The sequence below is a fragment of the Bradyrhizobium sp. CCGUVB4N genome, from assembly GCF_024199945.1.
Classification (GTDB): Bacteria; Pseudomonadota; Alphaproteobacteria; order Rhizobiales; family Xanthobacteraceae; genus Bradyrhizobium.
On record NZ_JANADP010000001.1, the window covers coordinates 4,951,349 to 4,976,158 of the forward strand.

Here is a 24,810-nt window from a genome sequence, read left to right on the forward strand (position 1 = left end):
GGCTAGTTCGTCTCCAGCCGCAGTCCGTCATAGGCCGGCACCACGCCGGAAGGCAGCTTCTGCCGGATCACCTCGTAATCGACGTCGGCCGTCATGTTGGTGATGACGGCACGCTTCGGCTTGAAGCGCTCGATCCAGGACAGCGCGTCGTCGATGCTGAAATGGCTGACATGCGGGGTGTAGCGCAGGCCGTCGACGATCCAGAGATCGAGGTTTTCCAAGGCCCCCCAACTCTCGCGCGGGATGTCGTTGAGATCGGGCGTGTAGGCCGCGTTGCCGATTCGATAGCCCAGCGCCGGAATGTTGCCGTGCTGGACCAGGAAGGCGGTCATGGTCACGTCCCCGCCCTTGCCGCCGATAATCTGACTCCCGCCCGCCTCGATCGAATGCCGGTTGAGGATCGGCGGATAGTCGCTGCCCTCCGGCGAGATGAAGCAGTAGGAGAACCGCGCCATGATGTCCTTGGCGGTCGACTGATTGAAATAGACCGGAATGCGCTTGCGCATGTGGATCACGACCGAGCGCAGATCGTCCATGCCGTGGGTCTGGTCGGCATGTTCATGCGTCAGGAACACTGCGTCGATATGATCGACATCGGTCGAGATCAACTGCTCGCGCAGGTCCGGCGAGGTGTCGATCACGATGCGCGTGGTGCCGTGGTGTGATGTCTGCTCGACCAGCAGCGAGCAACGGCGGCGGCGGTTCTTGGGATTGTTGGGGTCGCAAGCGCCCCAGCCGAGGGCCGGACGCGGCACGCCGGCGGAGGAGCCGCAGCCCAGGATCGTCAGCGTCAGCGTCATGCGATTCAGAACCTCAAGCTTTCACCTTGGAGAACAGGCGGAAGAAGTTTTCGCTGGTCTGGTGTGAAATCTCTTCGAGCGACACGCCGCGCGTCTCGGCCAGTACCTTGGCGACCTCGACCACATAGGCAGGCTCGTTGCGCTTGCCCCGGAACTTGCCCGGCGCAAGGTAGGGCGAGTCTGTTTCAACCAGAATACGGTCGGACGGCAGTTCGGCCGCAAGCGCACGCAAGGCATCCGACTTCTTGAAGGTCAGGATGCCCGTAAAGCCGATATAGAGGCCGAGCGACACCGCCTTCAGCGCCAGCTCGCGCCCGCCGGTATAACAATGCAGCACCGCGCGAAACGACCCCTTCGCCGCCTCCTCTTCCAGGATGCGGGCGCAATCCTCGTCGGCTTCGCGGGTGTGGATCACCAGCGGCAGGCCGGTGACGCGGGCCGCGGCGATGTGGGCACGAAAACCCCTCGCCTGTGCCTCCGGCGAGCCGTCGTCGTAGAAATAGTCGAGCCCGGCTTCGCCGAGTGCGACGACCTTCGGATGCTGCGTCAGCGCGATCAGCTCGTCCGGCGAAATGCCGTCCTCCTCGTCCGCATTGTGCGGATGGGTACCGACCGAACAATAGACGTCGTCGTAGCGCCCGGCGATGGCGAGAAGCTGATCGAGCTTTCGCACCCGCGTCGAGATCGTGACCATGCGGCCGATCCCGGCCGCGCGGGCACGAGACACGATCCCGTCGAGATCCTCCGCAAAGTCCGGAAAATCCAGATGGCAGTGACTGTCGACCAGCATCGTGCGAACGCCTCAGGCCGCCGGCTCGATGTAGCGCGGGAACGCCGGCGTCGGCGCCGGCAGTGTCGAGCCGGGCGCGATCCGCCTGGCACCACCAAGCATCGCAAAGTCGCGCTCGCCTGCGGGAATGCCAAGGCTGTCGAGCAGCAAGCTCGATGCGGTCGGCATCGCCGGCTGGGCCAGGATCGCGATCTGGCGCACGACTTCGGCGGTGACATACAGCACCGTCTTCTGCCGCGCCGGGTCGGTCTTGGCCAGCGCCCACGGCGCCTCGCCCGCAAAATAGCGGTTGGCTTCCGCGACCACCGCCCACACGGCGTTGAGCCATTGATGGATCTGCTGCGTCGACATCGCTTCGCGGCCGGCCGCGATCATGCCGTCGGCCATCGCCAGGATCGCCTTGTCGTTGTCGCTGAACTCGCCGGGCTCGGGCAACACGCCGCCGAGCTGTTTGGCGATCATCGACAGCGAGCGCTGCGCGAGATTGCCGAGATCGTTGGCGAGATCGGCATTGATGCGCGCGACGATGGCTTCATGGTTGTAGTTGCCATCCTGGCCGAACGGCACCTCGCGCAGGAAGAAATAGCGCATCTGGTCGACGCCATACTGGTCGGCGAGGTTGAAGGGATCGACGACGTTGCCGACCGACTTCGACATCTTCTCGCCCCTGTTGAACAGGAAGCCGTGAGCATAGACCCGCTTCTGCACGGGAATGCCGGCCGACATCAGGAATGCGGGCCAGTACACGGCGTGGAAGCGGATGATGTCCTTGCCGATGATGTGCACGTCGGCCGGCCAGTAGCGCCAGTTCTGGTCGCTCTCGTCGGGGAAGCCGACGCCGGTGATGTAGTTGGTCAGCGCATCGACCCAGACATACATCACGTGCTCTTCGTCGCCGGGCACCTTGACGCCCCAGTCGAACGTGGTGCGCGAGATCGAGAGATCGCGCAGGCCACCCTTGACGAAGCTCACCACCTCGTTCTTGCGGGAGTCCGGTCCGATGAAATCAGGGCGATCCGTGTAGAGCTTGAGCAGCTTGTCCTGATAGGCCGAGAGGCGGAAGAAATAGCTCTTCTCCTCGACCCATTCGACCGGCGTGCCCTGCGGTCCCAGCCGCACGCCGTCGTCGTTCAGGCGCGTCTCGTCCTCGGCGTAGTAGGCCTCGTCGCGCACGGAGTACCAGCCGGAATAGGTATCGGCATAGATGTCGCCGTTCGCCTCCATGCGACGCCAGATCTCCTGGGTCGAGCGATGGTGCTGCTCTTCGGTGGTACGGATGAAACGGTCGAACGACACGTTGAGCCGCTCGTCCATCTCCTTGAAGCGGGCGGCGTTGCGGGTCGCGAGCGCGGCGGGCGTCAGGCCCTCGTTCTGTGCGGTCTGGACCATCTTCAGGCCGTGCTCGTCGGTGCCGGTCAGGAAGAACACGTCCTTGCCGTCGAGCCGCGCAAAGCGCGCCAGCACATCGGTGGCGATCGCCTCATAGGCGTGACCGATATGCGGAACGCCGTTGGGATAGGCGATGGCGGTGGTGATGTAGAAAACGTTGTCGCGCGCGGGCGCCGCTACGGGCGCGGCCGCCTTCGGCGCAGCCACCGGCTTCGGCGCAGGCGGCGCCTTCGGTTTCGACACTTTGGGCTTCACAGTCTTTGGCGGTGTGGCGACAGGCGCCGGCGCGGCGACCGGAGCGGACATCACGGCGGGCGCGCTCGCCCTCGCCTTCTTGGCCACCTTCTTCGCCGGAGCCTTGGCGGGCTTCTTGGCAGCTTGCTTTGTCACGGCTTTCTTGGCGACGACCTGCTTCTTCGAAGCCTTCTTGCCGACCTTCTTTGCCGTCTTCGTCGCGCCCTTCTTCACGCCCTTCTTGGCGGCCGCCTTCTTGGTCTTCTTGACCTTCTTGGCAGCTTTGCGCGCGAGCGCCTTCACAGCCTTCTTCGCGGCCTTCTTGGAAGCCTTCTTCTTGCTGCTCTTGCCCTTGGCGGTTTTCTTAGCTCGTGTTGCCACGACGAATTCCTTTACCGGCTTCTCGAAATTTGGAAACGAATTTGGGTTCGGTTATTGTTCTGAGCATGGTCTTCTCGGAAAACCTGCACACTTTTCCGGATCATGCTCTAGCGCGTTGCGTCCGCCAGCCAGCCGAACACCGAGAAAACCAAGGGCTTTCGCTCCAGATTATAGGTTTCGGTGTCGCGCGCGGCGCGGACGATCTTTTCCCATACCTCAGCTAGGCGCGCAAGGCGCGGCAGGTTCTGGTTGGCATTGGCCTCGTCGGAATGGAGGCGTTCCGCGATCCAGCGATCGATGCCGTCGATGAAGGCCGCAAGCGCGACGCGGTCGCTGGTGCCAAGGGATTCGCCGAGCGTATGCAATTCGCGCGGATCCACTTGCGGCAGACGTGAAAGCAGCGCCGCCGTGCGCTGCTGGAGCTTCAGCGCATCACCGCCGAGCAGGGTCAGTGCCCGTGCGACGCTGCCTTCGGAGGCCTCCGCGGCCTCGCGCAAAGCCAGATCGGTCGGAGCGAGATCGGCGGCCGTGGCGGCTGCGCGAATGACCTCGTCGGTCGTCAGCGACCGCAAACGCAGCTTGCGGCAACGCGACTGAATCGTGGCGAGCACCCGCGCGGGCGCGTGGCTGACAAGCAGGAACAGCGATCGCTGCGGCGGTTCCTCGAGGATTTTCAGCAGCGCGTTCGCCGCGTTGGGATTGAGCTCGTCGACCGTATCGACGATGCAGACGCGCCAGCCTTCTGCCGCCGCCGTCGAGCCGAAGAACGAGATCGTCTCACGTGTCTCGTCCACGGTAATGACAGTGCGCATCACGCCGCGGTCGTTCGCGGTCCGCTCCAGTGTCAGCAAGCCGCCATGCGAGCTTGCCGCCACCTGCCGCGCCACAGTGTCATCTGCATCGATCGCGAGGTCCTCGGCGCTCTGCACGGCAGGCGACAGCGGCTGGCCGTGGGCGAGCACGAAGCGCGCCATGCGATAGGCCAGCGTTGCCTTGCCGATTCCTTGCGGTCCGCCGATCAACCAGGCATGCGGGATCCGCCCGCTGCGGTAGGCGGTCAGCAGCGCGATCTCGGCCTCGCGATGGCCGAACAGAAGGCTTGTCTCGCGCGGATGCGGAATGGCGGATTCACGCTCGACCTGACGCGGGCTCATACTGAGACCACCGATGCAGGCGTCGGCAGGAGACGGTCGCGTAGCGCGGTCCAGACCCGTCCGGCTACCGTGTCAGGATCGGAATTGGCGTCAATCAGCACGCAGCGCGCAGGCTCGTCCGAGGCGATCTTGCGATAGGCCTCGCGCAGACCCTGGTGGAAGGTGAGCTTCTCGCCCTCGAACCTGTCGGGCGTGCCGCTGCCGCGCCGCGCCGCTGCGCGTGCCAAACCAATCTCGACCGGCAAGTCGAGGATGATGGTGAGGTCCGGCTTGAGATCGCCAATCGTGACCCGCTGCATGGCATTGATCAACCCGGCGGGCACGCTGCCGAGGCTGCCCTGATAGGCCCGCGTCGAGTCGGCGAAGCGGTCGCAGAGGACCCAAACGCCCTGCTTGAGCGCGGGCTCGATCACGGTACGGACATGGTCGTCGCGGGCGGCCGCGAATAGCAGCGTCTCGGCTTCGGGACCAAGCAGCTTGCCCATGCCTGACAGCACCAGATGGCGCATGATCTCGGCACCCGGCGAGCCACCAGGCTCCCGCGTGACGATGGTGCGGAGCCTCGCCGCACCGAGGCGGTCGGCGAGCTTCTTGATCTGGGTCGATTTGCCGGTCCCCTCGCCGCCCTCAAAGGTGATGAAGCGTCCGCGTCCGGACGGACGCTGTCCCGTGCTCTCACTCATGATCAGAGCTTCTCGGCGCCCGCGCGGAACATGCCGATCACGAGCTCGCTGGCACCATCGATCGCGCGCCGCATGGTCGAGCCGGTACCGATCGCCTCGGCCGCATAGACCGACGTCTCCACCGCGATATTGCCGCTGCGCCAGACCTTGACCACGCCAACCTGCTGGCCGGCCTGGACCGGCGCGCGCACCGGGCCGTTATAGACCACGCGTGCGATCAGCTTGTCGCCGCCGCTCTTGTGCACCATCACCTTCACCGGCTCTTTCGCGACCAGCTTCACCGAGCGGCTCTCGCCACCGAACACCTTGGCGTAGCCGACCTGCTGGTCGGCCGCGATCAGCGTGCGGGTCTCGAAATTACGAAAGCCCCATTCCAGCATCTTCTTGGCTTCGGTGGCGCGATCTTCGATGTCCTCAAGCCCGTTGACGACGACGATCAGTCGCGTGCCGTTCTGCACGGCCGAGCCGACCATGCCGTAGCCGCCTTCCTTGGTGTAGCCGGTCTTCAGGCCGTCGGCGCCCTCCATCGAATTGAGCAGCGGATTGCGGTTGGGTTGGCGGATCTTGTTCCAGGTGAACTCCTTCTCGCCGAACAGTTTGTAGAACTCGGGGAAGTCCAGAATGATGTGCCGGGCGAGCATGCCGAGCTCGCGCACCGTCATCTTGTTGCCGGGATCGGGCAAACCGTTGGAGTTGGCGAAGGTCGACTTGGTCATGCCGAGCTCACGGGCGCGCTTGGTCATGAAATCGGAGGCGAAGATCCGCTCGTTGCCCGCGATGCCTTCGGCGAGCGCGATGCAGGCGTCGTTGCCGCTCTGGATGATCGCGCCATGCAGGAGGTCGTCGACCGAGACCTTGCTGTTGATGGCTGCGAACATGGTCGAGCCGCCGGAGGGCGCGCCGCCCCTGCGCCAGGCGTTCTCGCTGATCCGGTATTCGTCGGTCAGCTTGACGTCGCCCTTTTTGATCGCGTTGAAGACGACTTCCGCGGTCACGAGCTTCATCATGCTGGAGGGGGCGCGGAGCTCGTCGGCGTTCTTCTCGAACAGCACGCTGCCGCTGGAGGCCTCGATCAGGATCGCGGTGGGGGCATCGCCATCGAAGCCGGTATCTTCGGTCTTCTTGGCGCCCTGGACGCTCTGGTTGGCGGCGTAGATCACGCCGCCCCAGCTGAGGCTCACCGCAATAGTCGCCGCGACCAGCCCGCGCGCCAGTGCTCCGGCCGTGAATCCGGTATGACGGAGCGAGATGAGACGAAATGCCATGGCGAAGCCCTGAGAGCGGCGTTCTAACAGCTGGAACCGGTGCGAACAACACGAGGATCGGCGCGTGCCCCGAGATTGCACGATTCTCGTCGCATCCCTATCGTGGCACCTGATATTTCCTGACCAAACCCCTGAAACAAGGCGGAAAAGCGATGTCCACCACCCGGGTGATCAAGGCCAACGGGATCGACCTCTTCATCCGTGAGGCCGGCCAGGGGCCGCTGGTCGTGCTGTGCCATGGCTGGCCGGAATTATCCTATTCCTGGCGACACCAGATCCCGGCGCTCGCCGATGCCGGCTTCCACGTCGTGGCCCCCGACATGCGTGGTTACGGCGAGAGCGCGGCGCCGCCTGACGCGACCGCCTATTCGATCTTCGAACTCGTCGGCGATGTGGTCGGCCTGGTCCAGGCGCTTGGTGCCACCAAGGCGATGGTGGTCGGCCATGACTGGGGCGCGCCGGTCGCCTGGCACTCGGCTCTGTTTCGTCCGGATATCTTCACGGCCGTCGCTGGCCTGAGCGTGCCACCGCCGTTCCGCGGACGCGGCAAGCCGCTCGAACTCCTGCGCCAGGGCGGCATCACCAATTTCTATTGGCAATACTTCCAGGCGCCTGGTGTCGCGGAGGCCGAGTTCGAGCATGACGTCGCCCGCACCATGCGCATCGTGCTCGGCGGCCGCGGGCTTGCCGATCCGAACGCCGCGATGTTCGTGCAGGGGGGCGAGGGCTTTCTCGGTCGCGCCAGCGCAGACGAGCCACTGCCGGCGTGGCTGAGCGAGGACGATCTCGCCCAGTTCACGGAGAGCTTCCGCAAGTCGGGATTCCGCGGCGGGCTGAACTGGTATCGCAATCTCGACCGCAATTGGGAGCTGACCGCGCCCTGGCAGAACGCGCAGATCCAGCAGCCCTCCCTCTTCATCGCTGGTGCGCAGGACGCCGTGATCACCGGCCTGATCGGCGCCAAGCGCGTCAACGAGCTCGAGCGCGTGCTGCCCAATCTCACGCGAAAGCTGATCATCGACGGTGCCGGCCACTGGGTGCAGCAGGAGCGGCCGGACGACGTCAACGCCGCGCTGATCAGATTCCTGCGTGAGGCGACTTCGCGCTAATGCGCGGCCGTCAGTAAAGGCCGCGGCCGGTCAGGATGCTGCGGGCCTCGGATGCCCCGTCATCGGCGGCGGCCGGACCGCTCCCGGCGGCATAGCGGCCGTCCTCGTCATAGGACACCTGGCGCGCATTCTGGAGCGCCCGGCCCCGGCTGCGGCTCGAGGCCGACATTTCCGAGGTCGCGTTGATCGAGGCGACGTCAGTCGAGGTGTTGCCGAGGCTATAGGGCCGCCCCTCCGGCATCGGGACATCGCCACGGATGGCGCCGCGGCTCGACGTCAGCTCCGGAACGAACGGCCGGGCCGAGGCGACCCGGACCATCGAGGGCGACGGCGCCGGAACGCCGGTGCGCAAGGTCGCCATCAGCTGGCGGTCGTCGGAGCCTTCGAGCGGCGCCCGGCCGACATATTCGACGCGAACCCTGGCGACGCCATTACCTTTGAATTCAAGCAGTTCGGCAGCCTTGTTCGAGACGTCGATGAGGCGGTTGCCATGATAGGGCCCGCGGTCATTGACGCGGACGATCAGCGACTTGCCGTTCGAGAGATTGGTCACCCGCGCATAGGACGGCATCGGCAGGGTCGGATGCGCCGCCGTCAGCGAGCCCATGTCGAACACTTCGCCATTGGCGGTCTGGCGGCCATGGAAATCGTCGCCGTACCAGGACGCCATGCCCTCGGCGCGGTAGTTGACGTCCTCCTCCGGCACGTAGGTCCGGCCCGCGACCACATAAGGCTTGCCGACGCGATAGGTGCCGCCGCCCTTGGGGACCGGATCGCCCCAGGCCACGACTCGCGGGCTCGAGGACACGCCGTATTTGGGATCGACCCGGCTGGCGAACTTGTTGGACGAGGCGCAATTGGCGAGCGCTAGGCAGCTGGCGACCACCGCAACACTGCGCGCGGCCCGCACCACCGAATCTGACCGTCGGATCCCCATTCGCCCCAAATACCATTTCGCCGGAGGCGGACCCAACCCGCTTGCCTGCGGGGGCGCCTTCCGGACCCTAAGCTCCGAGGCGGCCCACCACCGTCTCAGAGACGGTAACGATAACGCAACCCGAACACGGCGGAAATGGGGAGCCCACAGCGTTCGCGTCGGGATGGTAAACAGGACGTTCGGCATTCTCCGTTGATCTACGGTGCACGCGGCCCTCGGCGCCACCTCTGATGTGCCACTCCTGCACAAGCTGTTGCGCCAAAAGCTCACTCCACCCCCATTGTCGCCGGCTTCACCGGAATTCTTTTGACTGTGCAAGGCCGCCCGCGTTTTCTCGGCTGCAGGGGCGGGATTGGAATTTAACGATGATCGAGACGGTTTCGGCACTGATGGGTCTGGTAAGCGCAGGTATCTTCCTGGCCCATGCGTTTGAAGGCTACCGCACGAGGGCCTGACGGCACTCGCGCGGTCGACATTGCATCACTTCTTCACAGCGGCTCGTTCGGACAATTTTAATCAATCCGATTGAGCATCGAGGATGAGAGCAGCAGGTGTCCCATGCGCAAACATGACCTCGTATCCGATGGCTTTCTGGCATTGACCGCAGGCGGTCTGGTCCTGCTCTGCTCGAGCCTCGTCGCACTGGCCTTCGGCTAATCCTCAACCAGCGTTTTCGAATTTTCCGACCGCTGCACCATTGCGACGCAGCATGCGTATTGATCCGGGATTGCGACGCTCCCGTTTAGTTGATTGAATTTTCGCGTCGGCGCCTCGACTCATTTTCACGAGGCCATCACCAATGAGGGTGACGCACATGCTAGCCGAGAAATTCTTCCTGGTCCTGGAATCGCTGATCCGTGGCGGCCGGACTTATCCCGACGGAAGCCCCCGGGTCATCAGCACCTCCCCGCACGTCCCGGTGAAGCTGCCGAGCCAGAACTAGCTCACGCCCGCAGCCGTCAGCGCAAGCCCAGCGGCGATCTGCGATAGAGGCCGCCGCGCGCTTCGGTCAGACAGACAAAGCTGCCGTCGAACCCCTGGCCATAGAGCTTCTGGCCCTTGCGGTAGTAGACGCCCTTCCTGAAATCCAGCCACACCACCTTGTCGTCGGGGCAATGGCGCTGGGCCTGATCCTCGTAGCGAAATGGCGTCAGCGGTGTCGCCGATACCGGGGCCGCGCCGGCGTCCAGCATCAGTGCGGCCGCGATCAATATCTTCCCGAGCGCCCAGCCAAAGCTGCGAGACATCTGCCAGCCTCCCGATCCAGACCGCATGATAGCACGGCCGCGTCTTCCGCCGGCCATCTGGGCGGGTTACAGGTGAGCGAGACAATCTCGATGCGTGGATGCGACCTGCATGTCAACTGAACCAGACACCACGACCCGGCCCCGCCCGCCCTCGCCGCGGCTCGGCCTGTTGCCGATGATCATCTTCGGTTCGCGCTGGCTGCAGCTGCCGCTCTATCTCGGGCTGATCGTCGCGCAATGCGTCTATATCGTGCTGTTCCTGAAGGAGCTCTGGCACCTCTCCTCGCATGCGTTCGAGCTCACCGAGCAGGAGATCGTGATGAGCGTGCTGGCGCTGATCGACGTCGTGATGATCTCCAACCTGCTGGTGATGATCATCGTCGGCGGCTACGAGACCTTCGTGTCGCGGCTCGACCTGCAGGGCCATCCCGACGAGCCGGAATGGCTCGGCCACGTCAACGCCAGCGTGCTCAAGATCAAGCTGGCGATGGCGATCATCGGCATCTCCTCGATCGCGCTGCTGCGCACCTTCATCGAGGCCGGCAATCTCGGCTCCAACCGCGCCAGTCTCACCGAGAACGGTGTGATGTGGCAGGTCCTGATCCACATCACCTTCGTGGTCTCGGCGATCGGCATCGCCTTCGTCGACAGGTTCAGCAACACGGCCGCGCGCAAGGACGCCGAGTGAATTGACTATCCGCCAGCCTGGCGCGATGCGGCCTCGAGCTGCGCCAAGGCCTGGTGCAGGCATTCCTGGCACTTCTGCGCGACCTGCTCCCGCGAAATCCCCTTTGGCGCGAGATCGTTCGACACCTTGCGCAGGGTCTCGTTGATGGTCTGGTTGCCCAGATTGTCCGTGACCAGCGCCGTCGCGTAAGCGGCTGCGGCATCGCCGCTGAGCCCGAGCTGGCCCGCGGCCCAGAGCCCGAGCAGCTTGTTGGACCGGGCCGCGGCCTTGAACATGAGCTCCTCGTCGTGGGCGAATTTCGCCTCGAAGCCCTGCTCGCGCTTGTCGAACGTGGTCATGGTCAGCTCCATTGCGTTGCGCTGATGGGATCTGGACTGGGAGCGGATGTCTCCGTCGTTCTCGTCAATTGAGGATGATTTGAATCATCCGACCGAAGGCGCACGCCGTCAAGCCACTGGTCGGCCCAGGCGCAAGCGGCCGCGCGCCCCCGGGTCCTGAACCGGAGGCGCACGGCGAACAGATTTGTGAGATGCCTGACCGATGCGGCCTTGCTTGCCGTCAGGCCTTGTCAGGCCTTGTCGTTAGGCCTTGGCGGCGGCCGCCTCACGAGCCAGCCGCTCGGCTTTCAGCCGTTCGCGATTCTCATAGAATGCCTTCTGCGCGGCCTCATGATCGCGCATGGCCTTCTCCGCTTCGACGCGGCGCGCCGCATCGCGCGCCTGGCGCTGTTCGGGGGTCAAGGGTTTGCGTCGGAAGGAAAGATCTTCTGTCATGGCGAGGTAACGCGGCGGTGAGGAAAAGGTTCCGCGAGAGGTTCCCGTCCCATCAGGCGCCCCCGGCACAGACCTCTGCCAAAAATATCGAAAACAACCCCATGCACAGTAGCCCGCGCATCGCGAATCGACGATGTCCGCGCCCACCTTGCGCATCCCCGCAAAAGCCGTTTGACGCGTCGGGCAAAACAGTGAGATAATACTATTATTCCGAAATCGAATCGCGGACCCCAGCCCGCTTGCGCGATTCGAAATGAGCAGCGACAGCGCGTGTGATCTGACGTACCAGCCGCCCGGGTGAGCTATGGCCTCCACAGCAACCAAGACGCAGACTGCCATTGGCTTCGGCTCGCTCAAAGCTCTCTCGTCGAGGGCGTCATATCTGGAGAACCGAGATGCGCACCACAGTCCTGGCCCTGTTGATCCTTCTGGGATCCCTTCCTGCTGCGCACGCAGAGCGTGATTATCCCTGGTGTGTCGTTGGCGACGATCTCGGCTGGCCCGGCGAGTGCATGTACGAGACCCGGGAGCAATGCATGGCTTCAGCATCCGGACGGTGGGACACGACTTGCGACATCAATCCGCGCGTGAGGTTCAAGCAGCAGGCCCAGCCCGGGACAAAGAAGTTGCAGGAGCGGCGCTGATCGTCGCGACTGCTCCGGCGCTCACTCTCGCCGACGGCGTCAACGCGCCGAGCCTGGCCGCCGACGTAAACTCGCGGAAGACCCGACGGCCGCGCGCGTACCGGCCCTCGGATACTCGTTTTTCCCGACACTTCGTCTGCTGCGTCCCCGGCCGTCGAGCGGGATCACGACGTGGCAAAAGCCAGCTCGTGGCTGCGAGAGATAGGGACGAGCTCAGCACATCAGGATTTCGAGCAAGCGAGAAGCTGCCTATCGTTGTCTCAGCCGCGCCCTGATAGACGCAGCTGCTCCAATCCCTCCTCGATCACGCGAAGGTCCTCGAGTATGGACTCGCGAGACTTCGCCGCGTTGATGCTGGATGTCGTCTGGAGCGGTTCGAGCAACTGGCGCCGAAGCTCTCGCATATTCTCGAGAGCTTGCCGGTTATTCGAGCGCACGTAAGCAGAAACGATCATTTTTAGACTTGCGGCCAACGGGTAGCTCCAAATCAAAATTCTAAAATGAGTTGTATCCTAATCCGTCCGAGGCACCCCTAAAGGTCCGGAATTCTCATGGAATTCAATGAGCAATTGGGCTCAAGGTTCCCTTGGGCCGGGCCGCGGGGATGTATGCGGCTTGCGCTTGGGGTCGAGGGCCCGCCCGATAGCCAGCCAAAGGGCGGAGCTCTCCCTCATGACCTCCCACAAAGGTTAAGCAATTCAGAGATTCTCTCGCGGCCCGGCGGAATTAATTTGAAGATTGCCTAATTTTCCCGGTAGAATTTTTGGTACCGGGGCTGGCAGCATATTTCACTTGAATCTTTTCACCCGGCATTTTTGAGACGGCATGGGCCGCAGCGGATCATCGCTGCGGCCTTCGTCTTGAGCCCCCGAGGATAACGGCTCGGTGAACGAAGCCATTTATCGCTCCCTCGAAGCAGCCTGGAAACAATCAGGGCTCAGCCTGTCCGCATTAGAACGAGGGGAATTCAGATGATTGCTCTCAAAGTTATTGCTCTGGCGCTTGGGCTCGGGATTGCTTTGTCGATCTATTCGGGTGACCTCGGCTCGGATGTCGTTCTCGCCATCGTCGCTTGCCTCTCGTAGGGAGCGCGAACCGGTCGCGAACGAACCCGGGATCGTCCGAACTGTCGATGCTGGTCCTTTCGTAGGGGGTATGGAGCCGCCTCGTTGCCGCCGGTGCGGCAATGTTCCCGGTCGGCTCGGCGTCGATCGACCAGCGTCGGATCGGCAACAGGCGGCCTCCGATAAAGGTCACACATGCTGTCCCTGTCAGATGCGCTGCCAGCGAATCTGCAACAGTTCTCCCGGTTCCCCAAGTGAAACCAACGATTTACGTTGCGTCGAAAGCACGGGCGATTAGCATAGCGGATGCCGGGGCTGGCATTTCAATTCCGAACAATCATTGCAACCGGCAGGGGGGCCGCCATTGCGCGGCCCCCTTCTTTTGGGCCTCCGCAGGCCCAGTCCCGCCTGCCCGGGACTTATCCGGACCTGGCCCTTTTGCTTGACCTCGCCCAGCCGTACCCGCAGCTTCAGCCCTTCGGACCGAACAGACCGCCGGCGGCCTTCATCGCCGACTCGCCCATGGTCCGGGTCTGCTCGGTGAGCGCGCGCATCTGGTCCTGGAAGAAGTCGGCCTGGAGCTTGAGCGCGTCCGGCACATCCTTGGCATGGATCAGCTTGTCGCCGAGATCGAAGGTCGCGTTGACGTTGCGTTGCATGACGCTGCAAAACTCCTTCGCCTGGCTCGCAATCGGCAGTGGTGAAGAGCTCAGGGCTTTCTCCAGCAGCTCGAAATAATTCGAGTTGGCCTTGCGCACGCGATCGAGTGCGTCGGTCATTGTCGCACGCACGCCTTCAACGGATACGTTGATCTCAGCCATGACGTCTCTCCTTTCAGGAGTTCGTGGTTACGCGGCAAGTCTTCCGAACCAGGCGCCGACGGTCTGATCGATGATACGGTCGAACAGCGCCTGGATATCCGTCCAGGCCTTCACGGAAGCGTGCAACGGCGTTCGGCGCCGTACCAAGCATCGACATCTCACCCGCGAACGGCACGAAGCCTTGACGCAGATCAAAGCTGCGAGGCCGCTCGCGCCCACCATCAATCCGGTCACCTGCGCCCGCCGACCGGAGCTCCGACCATGAAGGCCGTTTCCGTCGAAGAAGCCGTCGCGATGATCCCGGCCGGCGCGAGCATCATGGTCGGCGGCTTCATGGGCGTCGGCACGCCGGAGCGGCTGCTCAACGAGCTCGTGCGGCAGAACAAGACCGGCTTGTCGCTGATCTGCAACGACGCCGCCACGCCGGGCAAGGGCGTCGGCAAGCTCTTTGACGCCGGGCAGGTCTCGAAGCTGACGGCCACCCATATCGGGCTCAATCCAAAGGCGCAGCAGCAGATGCTGGCAAACCAGATCGCCGTGGAGCTCGTGCCGCAAGGCACCTTCGTCGAGCGCATCCGGGCCGGCGGCTGCGGCCTCGGCGGCGTCCTCACGCCGACCGGCGTCGGTACGCTCGTTGCGGAAGGCAAGCGCCAGATCGAGGTCGACGGCAAGCCGTTTCTCCTGGAGACCGCCATCCGCGCCCAGTACGCGCTGATCCACGCCTTCCTCGCCGACTATCTCGGCAACCTCACCTACGTGCTGACGGCGCGCAATTTCAATCCGATCATGGCGATGGCGGCAGACACCGTCATCGTCACCGCGGAGCACATCGTCCCGGTCGGCGTGATCGCGCCTGATCACGTCGTCACGCCGGCGCCGCTCGTCGACTACCTCATTACGAACGGGTGAGATCATGGATCCGCAGATCATCATCGCCCGTCGCGTCGCCCAGGAGCTGAAGAGCGGCAATCTCGTCAATCTCGGCATCGGCATTCCGACCCTTGTCGCCAACTACGTCGCGGCCGATCTCAAGGTGTTCTTCCAGTCGGAGAACGGCCTGATCGGCACCGGCCCCATCCCGGAGCATGGCATGGCCCACCCCCTGCTCACCGACGCCGGCGGCCGTCCGATCAGCGCACTGCCGGGTGCGGCGACCTTCGACAGCGCGATGTCGTTCGGGCTGATCCGCGGCGGTCATGTCGACGTCACCGTACTAGGCGGTCTCCAGGTCGATGCACACGGCCTGCTCGCCAACTGGATGATCCCCGGCAAGATGGTCCCGGGCATGGGCGGCGCGATGGACCTCGTCAGCGGCGCCAAGCGCGTCATCATCGCCATGCAGCACGCCGCCAAGGGCAAGTCGAAAATCGTCGCCAAATGCACCCTGCCCCTGACCTCGGCGCGGCCGGTGAGCCTGGTCGTCACCGACATGGCCGTGATCGGCTTCCCCGACGGAAAGGCGACGCTGCTGGAGACCGCCCCCGGTGTCAGCGTCGGCGAGGTCATGGCGGTCACGGAGGCCGAGCTCGCCGTCCCCGACAACGTCCCCGAAATGAAGCTCTGATCAGGGGACCGTCATGCGGATATTCAGCGACCTCAACGAGATCAAATCCGCGGTCGGTACGGAGATCCCCGACGGCTTGCGCGTGAACGACCATCTCGTGATCGAGATCGAAGACGGCAAGAAGCCCGCCTGCATCGCCGAGCCGATCGCCCTGCACTGTCGTTGACGGACGCGACGCTCAATCGATGATGTGATATCCGCCGTCGATATAGAGCACGCTGCCGGTGATCAGCTTGGCGCCATCGAGCGCCAGGAACGCGGTCGCATTGCCGACATCGTCGATACTGACGAGGCTGCGCGCCGGCGCCTTCGATTGCGCCTTGTCCATGAGCTCGTCGAACTCCGGAATGCCCGACGCCGCACGCGTCGCCAGCGGCCCCGGCGAAATCGCGTGCACGCGGATCCCCTTCGGTCCGAGCTCGGCGGCGGCATAGCGGACGGCCGCCTCGAGCGCCGCCTTTGCGACGCCCATGATGTTGTAATTGTCCACCACCATCTGGCTGCCGTAATAGGTCATGGTGAACATCGTGCCGCCGTTCTTCATCAAGGGCTCGGCCAGATGAGCCATCCGCAGGAACGACCAGCACGACACGTCCATGGTCTTCAGGAAGCCGTCGCGGCCGACGTCCACGACACGGCCGTGCAGCGCCTCCTTGGGCGAGAACGCGATCGAGTGCAGCAGGAAATCGAGCTGCCCCCATTCCTTCGCGATGCGCTCGAAGACCGCCTCGGTCTGGCCTTCGACCATCACGTCCAGCGGCATGAAGATCGGCGCCTCCAGCGCCTGCGCCAGCGGCTCGACGTGCTTCCTGGCGCGGTCGTTCAGATAGGTCACTGCGAGATCGGCGCCGAGCGCGCGAAAAGCGCGCGCGCAGCCCCAGGCGATCGACTGGTCGTTGGCGATGCCGACAACCAGGCCCTTCTTGCCCTTGAGGGCCACCTTGCTCTCGGGGAATACGGGGATCATGACACCCTCTCAGGTCGTGTGTTGTGGAATTGACCGTTCATCAGCATCGACAATGTGTGCTGCGCGATCATCAACTCCTCGTCGGTCGGAACGACATAGACGGGGATCAGGCTGTTGGCCCGCGAGATCCGCCGGGAATGGCGGGCGTTCTCGCCCGCATCGAGCGCGACACCGAGCCATCCGAGCTGTTCTGCGATGCGTGCGCGGATCGATGCGGAATTCTCACCAATCCCGGCGGTGAAGACGAAGGCGTCGAGCCCCTGCAGGGCCGCCGCCAGCATGCCGGCGTTGAGGCCGATCCGATAGACGAAATAGTCGATCGCCAACCTCGCCTGCGGATTTGCGCTGGCTTCCAGTTCCCGCATGTCGTTGCTGACGCCGGACAGGCCTTTCAAGCCGCATTCGCGATAGAGAAAGTCCTGGGCCTGCGCGGGCGTCATGCCCTTCTCGGACATCAGATAGAGCACCACGCCCGGATCGATTTGTCCGGGACGCGTGCCCATCGGCAGGCCGTCGAGCGCGGTAAAGCCCATCGTGCTCTCGATGCTGCGCCCATCCTTGATCGCGCACATCGAGGCGCCGCTGCCGAGATGGGCAACGATCACGCGTCGCCTGGCGATGTCGGGCGCGACGCTCGGCAGGGTCCGTGCGATGTATTCATACGACAGCCCGTGAAAACCGTAGCGCCTCACCCCCTCGGCATGAAGCTGATGCGGGATGGCATAGTGATCGGCAACCACACCATGCGTGCGGTGAAAAGCGGTATCGAAGCATGCCACCTGCGGAAGCGCCGGGAAGTTCGCCAGCAGCGAGCGGATCGGCGCGAGATTGTGCGGCTGATGCAGTGGCGCCAGCGTCACGAAACGTTCGAGGCGGGACACGACGCCGTGGTCGATCAGGACCGGCCGCGAAAAGTCCGGGCCACCATGGACGACACGATGGCCGACCGCGATCGGCGTGACATGGAGCTCATCCCGCAGCCAGTTGCCGGCGACGGCCATTGCGGTCGGGACATCAGGCACAGCCTCGATGGGATAGGCGCGATCGGCCAGCGGATCACCGCTCGCGCCGCTGGCCCGCAGGCGCGGCCGGCTGCCGATGCCGTCCATCTGTCCCTTGATCTGGCGGCGAAGCGCACCGTCGCCTTCGACCGAATAGACCTGGAACTTGACACTGGAAGAGCCGGCATTGACGACCAGGATCGTATCCATGGCGGTCACGCCGCGACTGTCGGCGCCTTCCGGCGCCGGGCGTGAGCGTAGAGCGCGGCGACCGCGCATGAGGCCATCCGCGCCCGCGGCGAATCCGCCCGCGAGGTCAGGACGACGGGTACCCGGGCGCCGAGCACGATGCCGGCGCCGTCGGCCTTGGCAAAATAGGCGAGGTTCTTGGCCAGCATGTTGCCGGACTCGAGATCCGGAACCATCAGGATCTGGGCGCGCCCGGCGACCTCGGATGTGATGCCCTTGATCCGCGCCGCTTCGGGATCAATGGCGTTGTCGAAGGCCAGCGGGCCATCAAGCACGCCGCCGGTGATCTGGCCGCGGTCGGCCATCTTGCAGAGAGCGGCTGCTTCGATGGTGGAGGGAATCTTCGAGGTGACCGTTTCGACCGCCGACAGGATCGCCACCCGCGGCAATTTGCCGAAGCCAGCCTGGTTATAGAGATCGATCGCGTTCTGGATGATGTCGCGCTTGGCGTCGAGGTCGGGAAAGATGTTGATCGCGGCATCCGTCACGAAGATGGTCTCGGCATAGGCCGGCACGTCCATCACGAAGACATGGCTGATGCGGCGGTCGGTGCGCAGGCCTCCGGTCTTGGCCGTGACGGCGCGCATCAGTTCGTCGGTGTGGAGGCTGCCCTTCATCAACAGCTCACCCCTGGCGGAATGAATCAGCTCGACGCCCTTGGCGGCAGCGTCGTCGCTATGCGCGGCATCGACGATCTCGAATCCGGACACGTCCAGATCGAATTTCGCCGCGGTGTCCCTGATCCTCTTTGCGGGGCCGACCAGGATCGGCCGGATGATGCCCGCGCTCGCGCTGTCGACGGCCCCGCGCAGCGAGGTCTCGTCGCAGGGGTGGACGACGACGGTCGGCGTGGGTGGCGCGGCCCGGGCCGCGGCGATCAGGCGGTCATATTTGCTGCCGGACTGGGTTTGCGTCGCATCGGCTGACATCCTGTCACTCCCGCTTGCGCCAATGCGCGCTATGACGCTTTTGCTTTGGGGTCGAAAGGGGCGACGTTCGACGTCCACTCTCCTTCCCCGTCCAGTCCGAACAGCCCAGCGACCCGCCGCAGACGGTTCGCACGCTCGCCGCTGATGTCCTCGCTCGCCGACAGCACCTCGCGCATCGCAGCGAACGCCGCGCGCTTCTGATTGAGATCGTTCGGCAGCATATTGGGAATAGCGCCAAGCGCCGCGTCCCGGTCCAGCAGCAGCATGAAGAATTGCTCGCGCACCAGCGTCTTGAACGCCTGCAGCGTCATCCGATCGCCGGGATGATCGCGCCGGATCTGGCGCAGCGCCTCGATGCTCCGCTCGTCCACCATGCCGCGTGCCGAGCCGACATAGAGCAGTGCGCGGATGGCCGCCTCGCGAAGGCCGCCCTCTCCCATCCGGGACTTCAACTCGGCGATCCGCTTGTCGAGCATGGCGCGGTGCTCCGCCGACATCTCGCGCAGGCGCGACGGCGCGGAATTCGGATCCACGCCGACCGCGGCCTGCAGCGCCGGCGATCCGTAGACGTTGAGGAAGATCGTCTCGCTCAGCGCTTCCTGCGCATCACGCCAGCTATCCAGCGCGTGGACAATCTGCTTCGAGAACTGCTCCTGGAATGCCAGGAACGGATTGTCCTTCGAGACCGGCCTGCGATTGTCCTCGACGCGATCAGCCGCCGACTTGATGGCGGCCATCCAGGGGTTCTTGGTGCTGAAGGCTTCGTATTGCATCCGGAGCGGATGCATGTTGCGCGCCCAGTCCGCCACCTGGGGCGTGACCATCTTCTTGAGCCATGGCTGCACGAACTTCTGATAGGCCGCGAGATTGAGCTCCGAGACGCGCTTCGCCGCCGCGAACCGCCGCTCGTCTTCGGGCGAATTTCCGCCCATCGCGCGAATATCATCCAGCGTCCGCGCCTCGCAACGCATCACCCACTGCCCGGCAGCCAGATCGGCATTGCGAGTGTCGGAGCCCCTCGCCTGGAATGTGGCTTCGTACAGCCCGGGCGGCAGCACGTCGATCAGGTCGATATTGCTGGAAAACTCCGCATGCTCCTTCTTCGCGACGCCGCCGGAGACGAAGATGCCGAGATGGCCGATGCTCTCGTGAACGGTGTAGACGATGGTCTGGCCATAGGCCCTGATCTCGTCGACATCGGCGTAACAATCGAGGATCCAGTCCAGCGCCTGCTGCGGCGGAGTGACGTTGTCACCCTTGGAGCAGAACACCACGATCGGCGAGCGGATGTTGCGCAGGTCGACTTTCTGACCGTCGGACATCTCGATCCGGCCGGCGGCGAGATTGTTGCCGATGAACAGTTCGTCGACGATGAACTGGATTTCTTCGGCATTGAGATTGACGTGTCCGCCCCACCAGCGCTCGAAATCGAGATAGCGCTCGGCCTCGGTGTCGACCTTGGAATAGACGTTGTACTGCTTGGTCCAGAGCGTGTTCGACGGATTCTGGTTCTCGAAGTTTTGCACCAGCCAGGCGCCGTCGAACTTGCCGGCGCCGAGATCGCTCGTCATCGCCGTGAGCCAGCTGCCGCCCAGCAGTCCGCCGGAATAGCGCATCGGATATTTGCCGTGCACGCCGGCCCAATAGGCAAGCGGTGCGCCGGCGATGATCAGCGGCCCGAACAGTTCCGGCCGCAGCGACGCCAGAATCATGACGGCCCAGCCGGCCTGGCAGTTGCCGATCACGCAGGGCTTGCCGTCGGCGTCGGGATGGCGGCTGATGACCGTCTCGATGAATTTCGCCTCCGCGCGCGCGATGCGCTCGATGGTCTGGCCCGGCACCGGCTCGGGCAGGAACCCTATGAAATAGCAGGGATGGCCAGCCTTCATCGCGACGCCGATCTCGCTGTCCGCCTTGAAGCCGCCGATGCCGGGACCATGACCGGCCCGCGGGTCGACCACGACAAACGGCCGTCGGCTCATGTCGATCTCGACATCCTTCGGCGGAATGATGCGCACCAGCGCGTAGTTGACCGGCTCCTCCAGCGAGCGGCCATCCGTGATCAATTCGGCAGCATATTGCAGCACATGCGGTGCAGTCTGCGCGACGTGCTCGCGATACTGGTCGCCGCGCTGGCGCATGATGTCGAGAAACAGGACGCTGCGTTGTCCCGCATCGACCATGTATTCAACGGCCGAGGCGACCAGCCCCGACATCGGACCATCAGGCAGCTTTGGGATTTCCGTCGCCATGTTCGACCTCGTCGTCACGCGAGGTCATTCAAGAGGGCCGGCTATTGCCGTCGTTGATATAGGTCAACGGTCGGCGACGGCGTGCGCGTCAATCGAGATCAACATCGCCCGATTCCTCGACCGCGCAAGAGAGCGACAAGAGAGCGACGCGAGAGCCAAATGTCCGATGCCGCAAATTTCATCCGTCGCGAGACGCTGTGCGACGGACGATTGATCGAAATCAGGGCACTTCGCCCCGACGACGAACTCGACATGCTCGCTGCGCTCGAAGAAACCAGCGCACAATCGCTCCAGCGCCGCTTCTTTGTGACGAAACGCCATTTTTCCGAACGGGAGCGCGCTTTCTTCATGGAACCCGACTTCAGGAGCCATGTGGCACTCGTCGCGTGCACGGACGACGCGGGCCGCAGCACGATCATCGGCGGTGGCCGCTATGTCATGTCCGAGCCTGGACGGGCCGAGACGGCTTTCGTCGTGATCGATGCCTGGCAAGGGTGCGGAATTGGCGGGCTGCTGACGGGCCGCCTGATCGCTATCGCCCGCGAGGCTGGATTGACGGAGTTGACCGCGGAGGTGCTGTCAGACAACGCGGCGATGCTCCGCGTCTGCAAAAAATTTGGATTCACGCCAGCAACGACCTGCGAGCCCGGCGTCATTCACATGACATTGAAGCTGACCTAGCATGTCGGCGAGAAACGAGCTGGTGGCCGACTGGGTGTCCTGTGATTCATTCGCTGGTGGCTGGAACCAGGACGCTACCGATCCAGTTGTGAGGTGTTGTCTTATTGTTGCGTAGTCCAACCATGTCGTCGTTATCCAACCATCAGTCTTGGACACTTTCACAGGCTTCCAAGACGGTCTTGGTCTTGCTCGCGATCTATTTCCCGGTCGCGGTATATCTGCACTACAGCTACGTCCCGAAACCCGACCCGCCGAAGGCCGCGACGCTGGCCGGCCCGTTCCGCAAGCTCGATAACAAAGCTTATCAAGCCCTGATGCCGGGGCTCGACGGGCTCGCGGATTTTGATAGCGCGCCGACCCGGTCGACAGTCACGGTATTCGAAAACGGACGGCAGCTCGGTCCGGCGCATAGTCTCAAGACAATCGCCGACGGCAGCTATTCACATCGGCGCGGCAGCGGCATCATCTTCTCGGCCAGCGACAACAGCGACCCCAACACCAACGGGCGAACCTATTCGCTGACATGGCAATGAGCGCTTATCGCGGTTGTCTGGCAGAGCTGCGGCGGTCGCGGCGCCGATGTTCGGCCTGCCTTTAGAAAGGGAAAGGCCGCAGAGTGGTTCCAGCCCCTCCTGCGGCCATCCCGGGCAACTCGAAATTGCTTAGTACTCAAATCTCGCCGGTGTTCTCACAGTAGAACACCCCGTTCCGAAAATGGATTCCGTAAAACTACCGGAGTCCGCCATTCCCAGGATTGCACCTCAAGCGCGAACATGGCACGGCTCGTTTGCCAGCCCCCAAGCTCCCGGCAGCCGATCCAATTGCGGATTTGAGCGCCGGGAGTGCCAGCGCTCCCCGATCCATCGCCGCGAGACAACGAGGCCCACGAGGTCGCCAAGGAATATGCGGACGATCAGCGGGCCGTGGGCGGACTCCTGAGCTTTGACCTGTCAGCACGAAAGGCAGTGGCCTCCAACGCAGCATCGATTGTCGTGAAGCTCGTTCGAGGAAGCGGTGCCGCCTTGGGCGCGAACAATTTCGATGCTCTTGTGATTAACCACAAGCGACTAGCACAGCTGGCGCATTCGTAGAGTTTTAGCTCGAAGCCTTCAGCCACCGGAAAAAGTGCCTTGAGCACTCTGGGTTGGCAGCAAACTATGCATCCAGCTTCGCCGTGCACGCTAGTCCCCATAGAAGCAATTCCGGCTTCAACGAAGAGACCTGAGTCGAGAATGCGAGACAATGGCGCGGTGTAGAGTATTGCGATGCGTGCTCAAACGGCCACATTGTTTGCCGATTTCCGATAATCGCGACGCCAGCTTCACACAAGCTAGCCCGTCGTTACCGGTTGAACTTAATCGAATAATCGAATCTGCGGTTGCTTGCCGATTCCGCTCAAAGGCGTACGCTTCAACTGATTTGCAAACACGGAGGCACCGCATGACTGCAGTCCTCGTTTTCAAAGTCGCTATCGTTGGATTGAGTGTTTTTTCGACGGCTCTTGTTTATTCACTGATTCAAAGCTTTTGAAAAAAGACCGCCTCAGTGGGCGGCCCATCTCAATTCATCGTTCGACCGAACACTAACCGTTGAGCCGCTCCGAGGCAGGCTTGTCGCGGACCGAAATCCTATCGCCAAGCGTCCCACGCGCGATCGCTGTTCACGTCGCGAGTGAGCGCGCGAAGCGTCGACTAGGTCGGCTTCACTGTCCTAACCTGACGTCACGTGTGTCATTACGCGACATAAAACGTTGGCACGATCTGTGCTGACTATCCCGGACCGGGTTTTTGCAAACCCACCCGGGGCTGGAAAGCCGCCGCCCGCGATCATTTAAGCGGGCGGCGTTTTTATTCGCGGAAACGAAAGGCCCCAGCCCGGGGCTGGCCGGCTGAGGCCTTTGCGAGCACACGGCGATACGCCGCGCGTCTCGTTGCAACACCATTGTCTCAGATCAAAATGTCCCAATTCGGATTTGCGGGTGTTCAAATTCGGACGGTAGCGCAGGCGTTTCTTTGGCGCACGCCGCGATAGCTACCATCGCAATCCACGATTTTACCGCCCTACGGGCGGTCCCACGGCGGATATGGCCTCCAGGCTTCGAGCAGCGCATCGATGAACGTACGCACTTTCGGCGACAAGTGCCTGCTCGACGGATAGACGGCACGAATTGGCGCACCGTCGGCGTCCACGTCACTAAGGACCGGCACAAGGCGGCCGGCCCGCAGATCATCGCTGACAAGGAATGTTGCGAGCCGCGCGATGCCATAGCCCGCAAGCGTCGCGTCGCGCAGTGCCTCAGCGTTGGTCGCGACGAAACGGCCATTGATCGCGACCACCCGGGCCTGATCGTTCTCGTTGAAACGCCAGTCGACGGACCGACCGCCGTGCACAAAGGCGAGACAACTATGCTTCGCCAATTCATCGATGCTTTTCGGCGTTCCTCTCGCTGCGAGATAGGCCGGCGATGCACACGTCACCAGGCGATGCGGCGCCAGGAACCTGGTCATCAGACGCGAGTCCTCGCTGCTGCCAATCCTGACGGCGAGATCGACGCCCTCGTCGATGAGATCGACGTAGCGATCCCCGAAGGAAGCGCTGACCGAAATCTCCGGCCACTTGCGCATGAACTCGTTGAGGACCGGAAGCACGTGCAACCGGCCGAACGACACGGGTAGATCGAGCCTCAGCCGACCGCGTGGCGCCTGCGAGTGGCTGAGCATCGCCATCTCCGCCTCGTCGAGATCGGCGAGCAGGCGCACGCAGCGCTCGTGAAAGGCCGCCCCCTCCCCGGTCAGCGAAACACTTCGCGTCGTTCGCTGAAGCAACCTGACCCCGAGCCGGTCCTCGAGCCGAACGATGCTCTTGCCGACCGCCGATCGTGACAGGCCGATGCGTTCGGCGGCCGCCGTAAAGCTCTTGGCCTCGGCAACGTGGACGAACACGCTGATGTCCTTCATCCGATCGATCGCCATGCCGCCCTCCTCCCGTTTTTCGCGCATCGCCGATAGCTTGCGCCATTCATTGGGGCATTTCATTCCCGAGTGAAGGGAAATCACCGGATATTGTGGCCCCAAGGCGTCTATTCTAACCTTTTGGAACTGGCGGCTCTACTGTCGGGAGCAAAATTCCCCATCGAAGTCAGAGCAGTAATGATCGGTAACAACGTAAGGCGGCGCGGACCTTCCGTG

General features: G+C 63.4%; 25 protein-coding genes. 9 read left to right on the forward strand and 16 right to left on the reverse strand.

Features of this window, described 5'->3' with window-relative positions; genetic code table 11:
- Window positions 1-2 precede the first annotated feature (2 nt).
- The 6 genes from NLM31_RS22670 to NLM31_RS22695 all read right to left on the reverse strand — a co-directional run bounded on the left by NLM31_RS22670 (window position 3) and on the right by NLM31_RS22695 (window position 6,696).
- Window positions 3-800: an MBL fold metallo-hydrolase gene (locus NLM31_RS22670; RefSeq protein ID WP_254193721.1), complete on the reverse strand. Its 798-nt coding sequence runs from the start codon at window positions 798-800 to the stop codon at window positions 3-5.
- Between the two features lie 13 nt (window positions 801-813).
- The gene (locus NLM31_RS22675; protein WP_254193722.1) at window positions 814-1,590 is read right to left on the reverse strand and encodes a TatD family hydrolase; all 777 of its coding nucleotides are present in this window, start codon (window positions 1,588-1,590) and stop codon (window positions 814-816) included.
- 12 nt (window positions 1,591-1,602) lie between these two features.
- The gene (gene metG / locus NLM31_RS22680; RefSeq protein ID WP_254193723.1) at window positions 1,603-3,594 is read right to left on the reverse strand and encodes a methionine--tRNA ligase; all 1,992 of its coding nucleotides are present in this window, start codon (window positions 3,592-3,594) and stop codon (window positions 1,603-1,605) included.
- Between the two features lie 107 nt (window positions 3,595-3,701).
- The gene (locus tag NLM31_RS22685; protein ID WP_254193724.1) at window positions 3,702-4,748 is read right to left on the reverse strand and encodes a DNA polymerase III subunit delta'; all 1,047 of its coding nucleotides are present in this window, start codon (window positions 4,746-4,748) and stop codon (window positions 3,702-3,704) included.
- Window positions 4,745-5,431: a dTMP kinase gene (tmk, locus tag NLM31_RS22690; protein WP_254193725.1), complete on the reverse strand. Its 687-nt coding sequence runs from the start codon at window positions 5,429-5,431 to the stop codon at window positions 4,745-4,747. Before tmk ends, NLM31_RS22685 begins: the two co-directional genes overlap by 4 nt.
- A 2-nt stretch (window positions 5,432-5,433) precedes the next feature.
- Window positions 5,434-6,696 carry a D-alanyl-D-alanine carboxypeptidase family protein gene (locus NLM31_RS22695; RefSeq protein ID WP_254193726.1) on the reverse strand — a complete coding sequence of 421 codons (1,263 nt, stop codon included), beginning with the start codon at window positions 6,694-6,696 and terminating at the stop codon, window positions 5,434-5,436.
- Window positions 6,697-6,848: 152 nt separating this feature from the next.
- Between NLM31_RS22695 and NLM31_RS22700 the strand changes: the two genes are divergently transcribed.
- The gene (locus NLM31_RS22700; RefSeq protein WP_254193727.1) at window positions 6,849-7,805 is read left to right on the forward strand and encodes an alpha/beta fold hydrolase; all 957 of its coding nucleotides are present in this window, start codon (window positions 6,849-6,851) and stop codon (window positions 7,803-7,805) included.
- Window positions 7,806-7,815: 10 nt separating this feature from the next.
- Here the strand turns inward: NLM31_RS22700 and NLM31_RS22705 are convergent, their stop codons facing one another.
- On the reverse strand, window positions 7,816-8,742 hold the full coding sequence (locus tag NLM31_RS22705) for a septal ring lytic transglycosylase RlpA family protein (protein WP_254131489.1): 927 nt from the start codon (window positions 8,740-8,742) through the stop codon (window positions 7,816-7,818).
- A gap of 814 nt (window positions 8,743-9,556) precedes the next feature.
- Between NLM31_RS22705 and NLM31_RS43085 the strand changes: the two genes are divergently transcribed.
- A complete protein-coding gene (locus NLM31_RS43085) occupies window positions 9,557-9,685 on the forward strand; it encodes a hypothetical protein (protein ID WP_256561590.1) in 129 nt (42 codons plus the stop codon).
- Between the two features lie 16 nt (window positions 9,686-9,701).
- On the opposite strand, the gene NLM31_RS22710 is transcribed toward NLM31_RS43085, so the two are convergent.
- Entirely contained in the window at window positions 9,702-9,989 is a 288-nt protein-coding gene (locus NLM31_RS22710) for a hypothetical protein (protein ID WP_254131490.1), read from the reverse strand.
- A gap of 109 nt (window positions 9,990-10,098) precedes the next feature.
- Between NLM31_RS22710 and NLM31_RS22715 the strand changes: the two genes are divergently transcribed.
- A complete protein-coding gene (locus tag NLM31_RS22715; protein ID WP_254131491.1) occupies window positions 10,099-10,677 on the forward strand; it encodes a TIGR00645 family protein in 579 nt (192 codons plus the stop codon).
- A gap of 5 nt (window positions 10,678-10,682) precedes the next feature.
- On the opposite strand, the gene NLM31_RS22720 is transcribed toward NLM31_RS22715, so the two are convergent.
- On the reverse strand, window positions 10,683-11,015 hold the full coding sequence (locus tag NLM31_RS22720; protein ID WP_254131492.1) for a DUF1476 domain-containing protein: 333 nt from the start codon (window positions 11,013-11,015) through the stop codon (window positions 10,683-10,685).
- 243 nt (window positions 11,016-11,258) lie between these two features.
- Window positions 11,259-11,450, reverse strand: coding sequence for a hypothetical protein (locus tag NLM31_RS22725; RefSeq protein ID WP_254135408.1), 192 nt, complete (start codon window positions 11,448-11,450; stop codon window positions 11,259-11,261).
- A gap of 395 nt (window positions 11,451-11,845) precedes the next feature.
- Here NLM31_RS22725 and NLM31_RS22730 point away from each other — a divergent pair, with 395 nt between their 5' ends.
- Window positions 11,846-12,094 carry a DUF3551 domain-containing protein gene (locus tag NLM31_RS22730; RefSeq protein ID WP_254131493.1) on the forward strand — a complete coding sequence of 83 codons (249 nt, stop codon included), beginning with the start codon at window positions 11,846-11,848 and terminating at the stop codon, window positions 12,092-12,094.
- Window positions 12,095-13,628: 1,534 nt separating this feature from the next.
- Here NLM31_RS22730 and NLM31_RS22735 read toward each other — a convergent pair.
- Window positions 13,629-13,979: a phasin gene (locus NLM31_RS22735; protein ID WP_254131494.1), complete on the reverse strand. Its 351-nt coding sequence runs from the start codon at window positions 13,977-13,979 to the stop codon at window positions 13,629-13,631.
- A 261-nt stretch (window positions 13,980-14,240) separates the two neighbouring features.
- Between NLM31_RS22735 and NLM31_RS22740 the strand changes: the two genes are divergently transcribed.
- The 3 genes from NLM31_RS22740 to NLM31_RS22750 are packed head-to-tail and all read left to right on the forward strand — an operon-like array spanning window position 14,241 to window position 15,709.
- Window positions 14,241-14,888, forward strand: a complete 648-nt coding sequence (locus tag NLM31_RS22740) for a CoA transferase subunit A (protein ID WP_254193728.1) — start codon at window positions 14,241-14,243, stop codon at window positions 14,886-14,888.
- Between the two features lie 4 nt (window positions 14,889-14,892).
- Window positions 14,893-15,543 (forward strand): 3-oxoacid CoA-transferase subunit B, encoded by a 651-nt coding sequence (locus tag NLM31_RS22745; RefSeq protein ID WP_254193729.1) that lies wholly within the window; start codon window positions 14,893-14,895, stop codon window positions 15,541-15,543.
- 13 nt (window positions 15,544-15,556) lie between these two features.
- Entirely contained in the window at window positions 15,557-15,709 is a 153-nt protein-coding gene (locus NLM31_RS22750) for a hypothetical protein (RefSeq protein WP_254193730.1), read from the forward strand.
- Between the two features lie 12 nt (window positions 15,710-15,721).
- Here the strand turns inward: NLM31_RS22750 and fabI are convergent, their stop codons facing one another.
- The 4 genes from fabI to NLM31_RS22770 are packed head-to-tail and all read right to left on the reverse strand — an operon-like array spanning window position 15,722 to window position 20,941.
- The gene (fabI, locus tag NLM31_RS22755; protein ID WP_254193731.1) at window positions 15,722-16,510 is read right to left on the reverse strand and encodes an enoyl-ACP reductase FabI; all 789 of its coding nucleotides are present in this window, start codon (window positions 16,508-16,510) and stop codon (window positions 15,722-15,724) included.
- On the reverse strand, window positions 16,507-17,721 hold the full coding sequence (locus NLM31_RS22760; protein WP_254196245.1) for an acetate/propionate family kinase: 1,215 nt from the start codon (window positions 17,719-17,721) through the stop codon (window positions 16,507-16,509). Before NLM31_RS22760 ends, fabI begins: the two co-directional genes overlap by 4 nt.
- A 5-nt stretch (window positions 17,722-17,726) precedes the next feature.
- On the reverse strand, window positions 17,727-18,689 hold the full coding sequence (locus tag NLM31_RS22765; protein ID WP_254131499.1) for a phosphate acetyltransferase: 963 nt from the start codon (window positions 18,687-18,689) through the stop codon (window positions 17,727-17,729).
- A 29-nt stretch (window positions 18,690-18,718) separates the two neighbouring features.
- Window positions 18,719-20,941 carry a DUF3141 domain-containing protein gene (locus NLM31_RS22770; RefSeq protein ID WP_254193732.1) on the reverse strand — a complete coding sequence of 741 codons (2,223 nt, stop codon included), beginning with the start codon at window positions 20,939-20,941 and terminating at the stop codon, window positions 18,719-18,721.
- Between the two features lie 159 nt (window positions 20,942-21,100).
- On the opposite strand from NLM31_RS22770, the gene NLM31_RS22775 reads away from it, so the two are divergent.
- Both NLM31_RS22775 and NLM31_RS22780 read left to right on the forward strand, forming a co-directional pair.
- Window positions 21,101-21,622: a GNAT family N-acetyltransferase gene (locus NLM31_RS22775; protein WP_254193733.1), complete on the forward strand. Its 522-nt coding sequence runs from the start codon at window positions 21,101-21,103 to the stop codon at window positions 21,620-21,622.
- Window positions 21,623-21,807: 185 nt separating this feature from the next.
- The gene (locus NLM31_RS22780; protein ID WP_254193734.1) at window positions 21,808-22,155 is read left to right on the forward strand and encodes a hypothetical protein; all 348 of its coding nucleotides are present in this window, start codon (window positions 21,808-21,810) and stop codon (window positions 22,153-22,155) included.
- 1,527 nt (window positions 22,156-23,682) lie between these two features.
- Here the strand turns inward: NLM31_RS22780 and NLM31_RS22785 are convergent.
- Entirely contained in the window at window positions 23,683-24,594 is a 912-nt protein-coding gene (locus NLM31_RS22785; protein ID WP_254193735.1) for a LysR family transcriptional regulator, read from the reverse strand.
- Window positions 24,595-24,810 lie beyond the last annotated feature (216 nt).

What these genes read in the sequence shown, in the direction of transcription:
- NLM31_RS22670 (WP_254193721.1), bottom strand. Translation starts at nt 800, where the DNA reads ATGACGCTGACGCTGACGATCCTGGGCTGCGGCTCCTCCGCCGGCGTG.
- NLM31_RS22675 (WP_254193722.1), bottom strand. Translation starts at nt 1,590, where the DNA reads ATGCTGGTCGACAGTCACTGCCATCTGGATTTTCCGGACTTTGCGGAG.
- NLM31_RS22685 (WP_254193724.1), bottom strand. Translation starts at nt 4,748, where the DNA reads ATGAGCCCGCGTCAGGTCGAGCGTGAATCCGCCATTCCGCATCCGCGC.
- tmk (WP_254193725.1), bottom strand. Translation starts at nt 5,431, where the DNA reads ATGAGTGAGAGCACGGGACAGCGTCCGTCCGGACGCGGACGCTTCATC.
- NLM31_RS22695 (WP_254193726.1), bottom strand. Translation starts at nt 6,696, where the DNA reads ATGGCATTTCGTCTCATCTCGCTCCGTCATACCGGATTCACGGCCGGA.
- NLM31_RS22700 (WP_254193727.1), top strand. Translation starts at nt 6,849, where the DNA reads ATGTCCACCACCCGGGTGATCAAGGCCAACGGGATCGACCTCTTCATC.
- NLM31_RS22705 (WP_254131489.1), bottom strand. Translation starts at nt 8,742, where the DNA reads ATGGGGATCCGACGGTCAGATTCGGTGGTGCGGGCCGCGCGCAGTGTT.
- NLM31_RS43085 (WP_256561590.1), top strand. Translation starts at nt 9,557, where the DNA reads ATGCTAGCCGAGAAATTCTTCCTGGTCCTGGAATCGCTGATCCGTGGC.
- NLM31_RS22710 (WP_254131490.1), bottom strand. Translation starts at nt 9,989, where the DNA reads ATGTCTCGCAGCTTTGGCTGGGCGCTCGGGAAGATATTGATCGCGGCC.
- NLM31_RS22715 (WP_254131491.1), top strand. Translation starts at nt 10,099, where the DNA reads ATGTCAACTGAACCAGACACCACGACCCGGCCCCGCCCGCCCTCGCCG.
- NLM31_RS22720 (WP_254131492.1), bottom strand. Translation starts at nt 11,015, where the DNA reads ATGACCACGTTCGACAAGCGCGAGCAGGGCTTCGAGGCGAAATTCGCC.
- NLM31_RS22725 (WP_254135408.1), bottom strand. Translation starts at nt 11,450, where the DNA reads ATGACAGAAGATCTTTCCTTCCGACGCAAACCCTTGACCCCCGAACAG.
- NLM31_RS22730 (WP_254131493.1), top strand. Translation starts at nt 11,846, where the DNA reads ATGCGCACCACAGTCCTGGCCCTGTTGATCCTTCTGGGATCCCTTCCT.
- NLM31_RS22735 (WP_254131494.1), bottom strand. Translation starts at nt 13,979, where the DNA reads ATGGCTGAGATCAACGTATCCGTTGAAGGCGTGCGTGCGACAATGACC.
- NLM31_RS22740 (WP_254193728.1), top strand. Translation starts at nt 14,241, where the DNA reads ATGAAGGCCGTTTCCGTCGAAGAAGCCGTCGCGATGATCCCGGCCGGC.
- NLM31_RS22745 (WP_254193729.1), top strand. Translation starts at nt 14,893, where the DNA reads ATGGATCCGCAGATCATCATCGCCCGTCGCGTCGCCCAGGAGCTGAAG.
- NLM31_RS22750 (WP_254193730.1), top strand. Translation starts at nt 15,557, where the DNA reads ATGCGGATATTCAGCGACCTCAACGAGATCAAATCCGCGGTCGGTACG.
- fabI (WP_254193731.1), bottom strand. Translation starts at nt 16,510, where the DNA reads ATGATCCCCGTATTCCCCGAGAGCAAGGTGGCCCTCAAGGGCAAGAAG.
- NLM31_RS22760 (WP_254196245.1), bottom strand. Translation starts at nt 17,721, where the DNA reads ATGGATACGATCCTGGTCGTCAATGCCGGCTCTTCCAGTGTCAAGTTC.
- NLM31_RS22765 (WP_254131499.1), bottom strand. Translation starts at nt 18,689, where the DNA reads ATGTCAGCCGATGCGACGCAAACCCAGTCCGGCAGCAAATATGACCGC.
- NLM31_RS22770 (WP_254193732.1), bottom strand. Translation starts at nt 20,941, where the DNA reads ATGGCGACGGAAATCCCAAAGCTGCCTGATGGTCCGATGTCGGGGCTG.
- NLM31_RS22775 (WP_254193733.1), top strand. Translation starts at nt 21,101, where the DNA reads ATGTCCGATGCCGCAAATTTCATCCGTCGCGAGACGCTGTGCGACGGA.
- NLM31_RS22785 (WP_254193735.1), bottom strand. Translation starts at nt 24,594, where the DNA reads ATGGCGATCGATCGGATGAAGGACATCAGCGTGTTCGTCCACGTTGCC.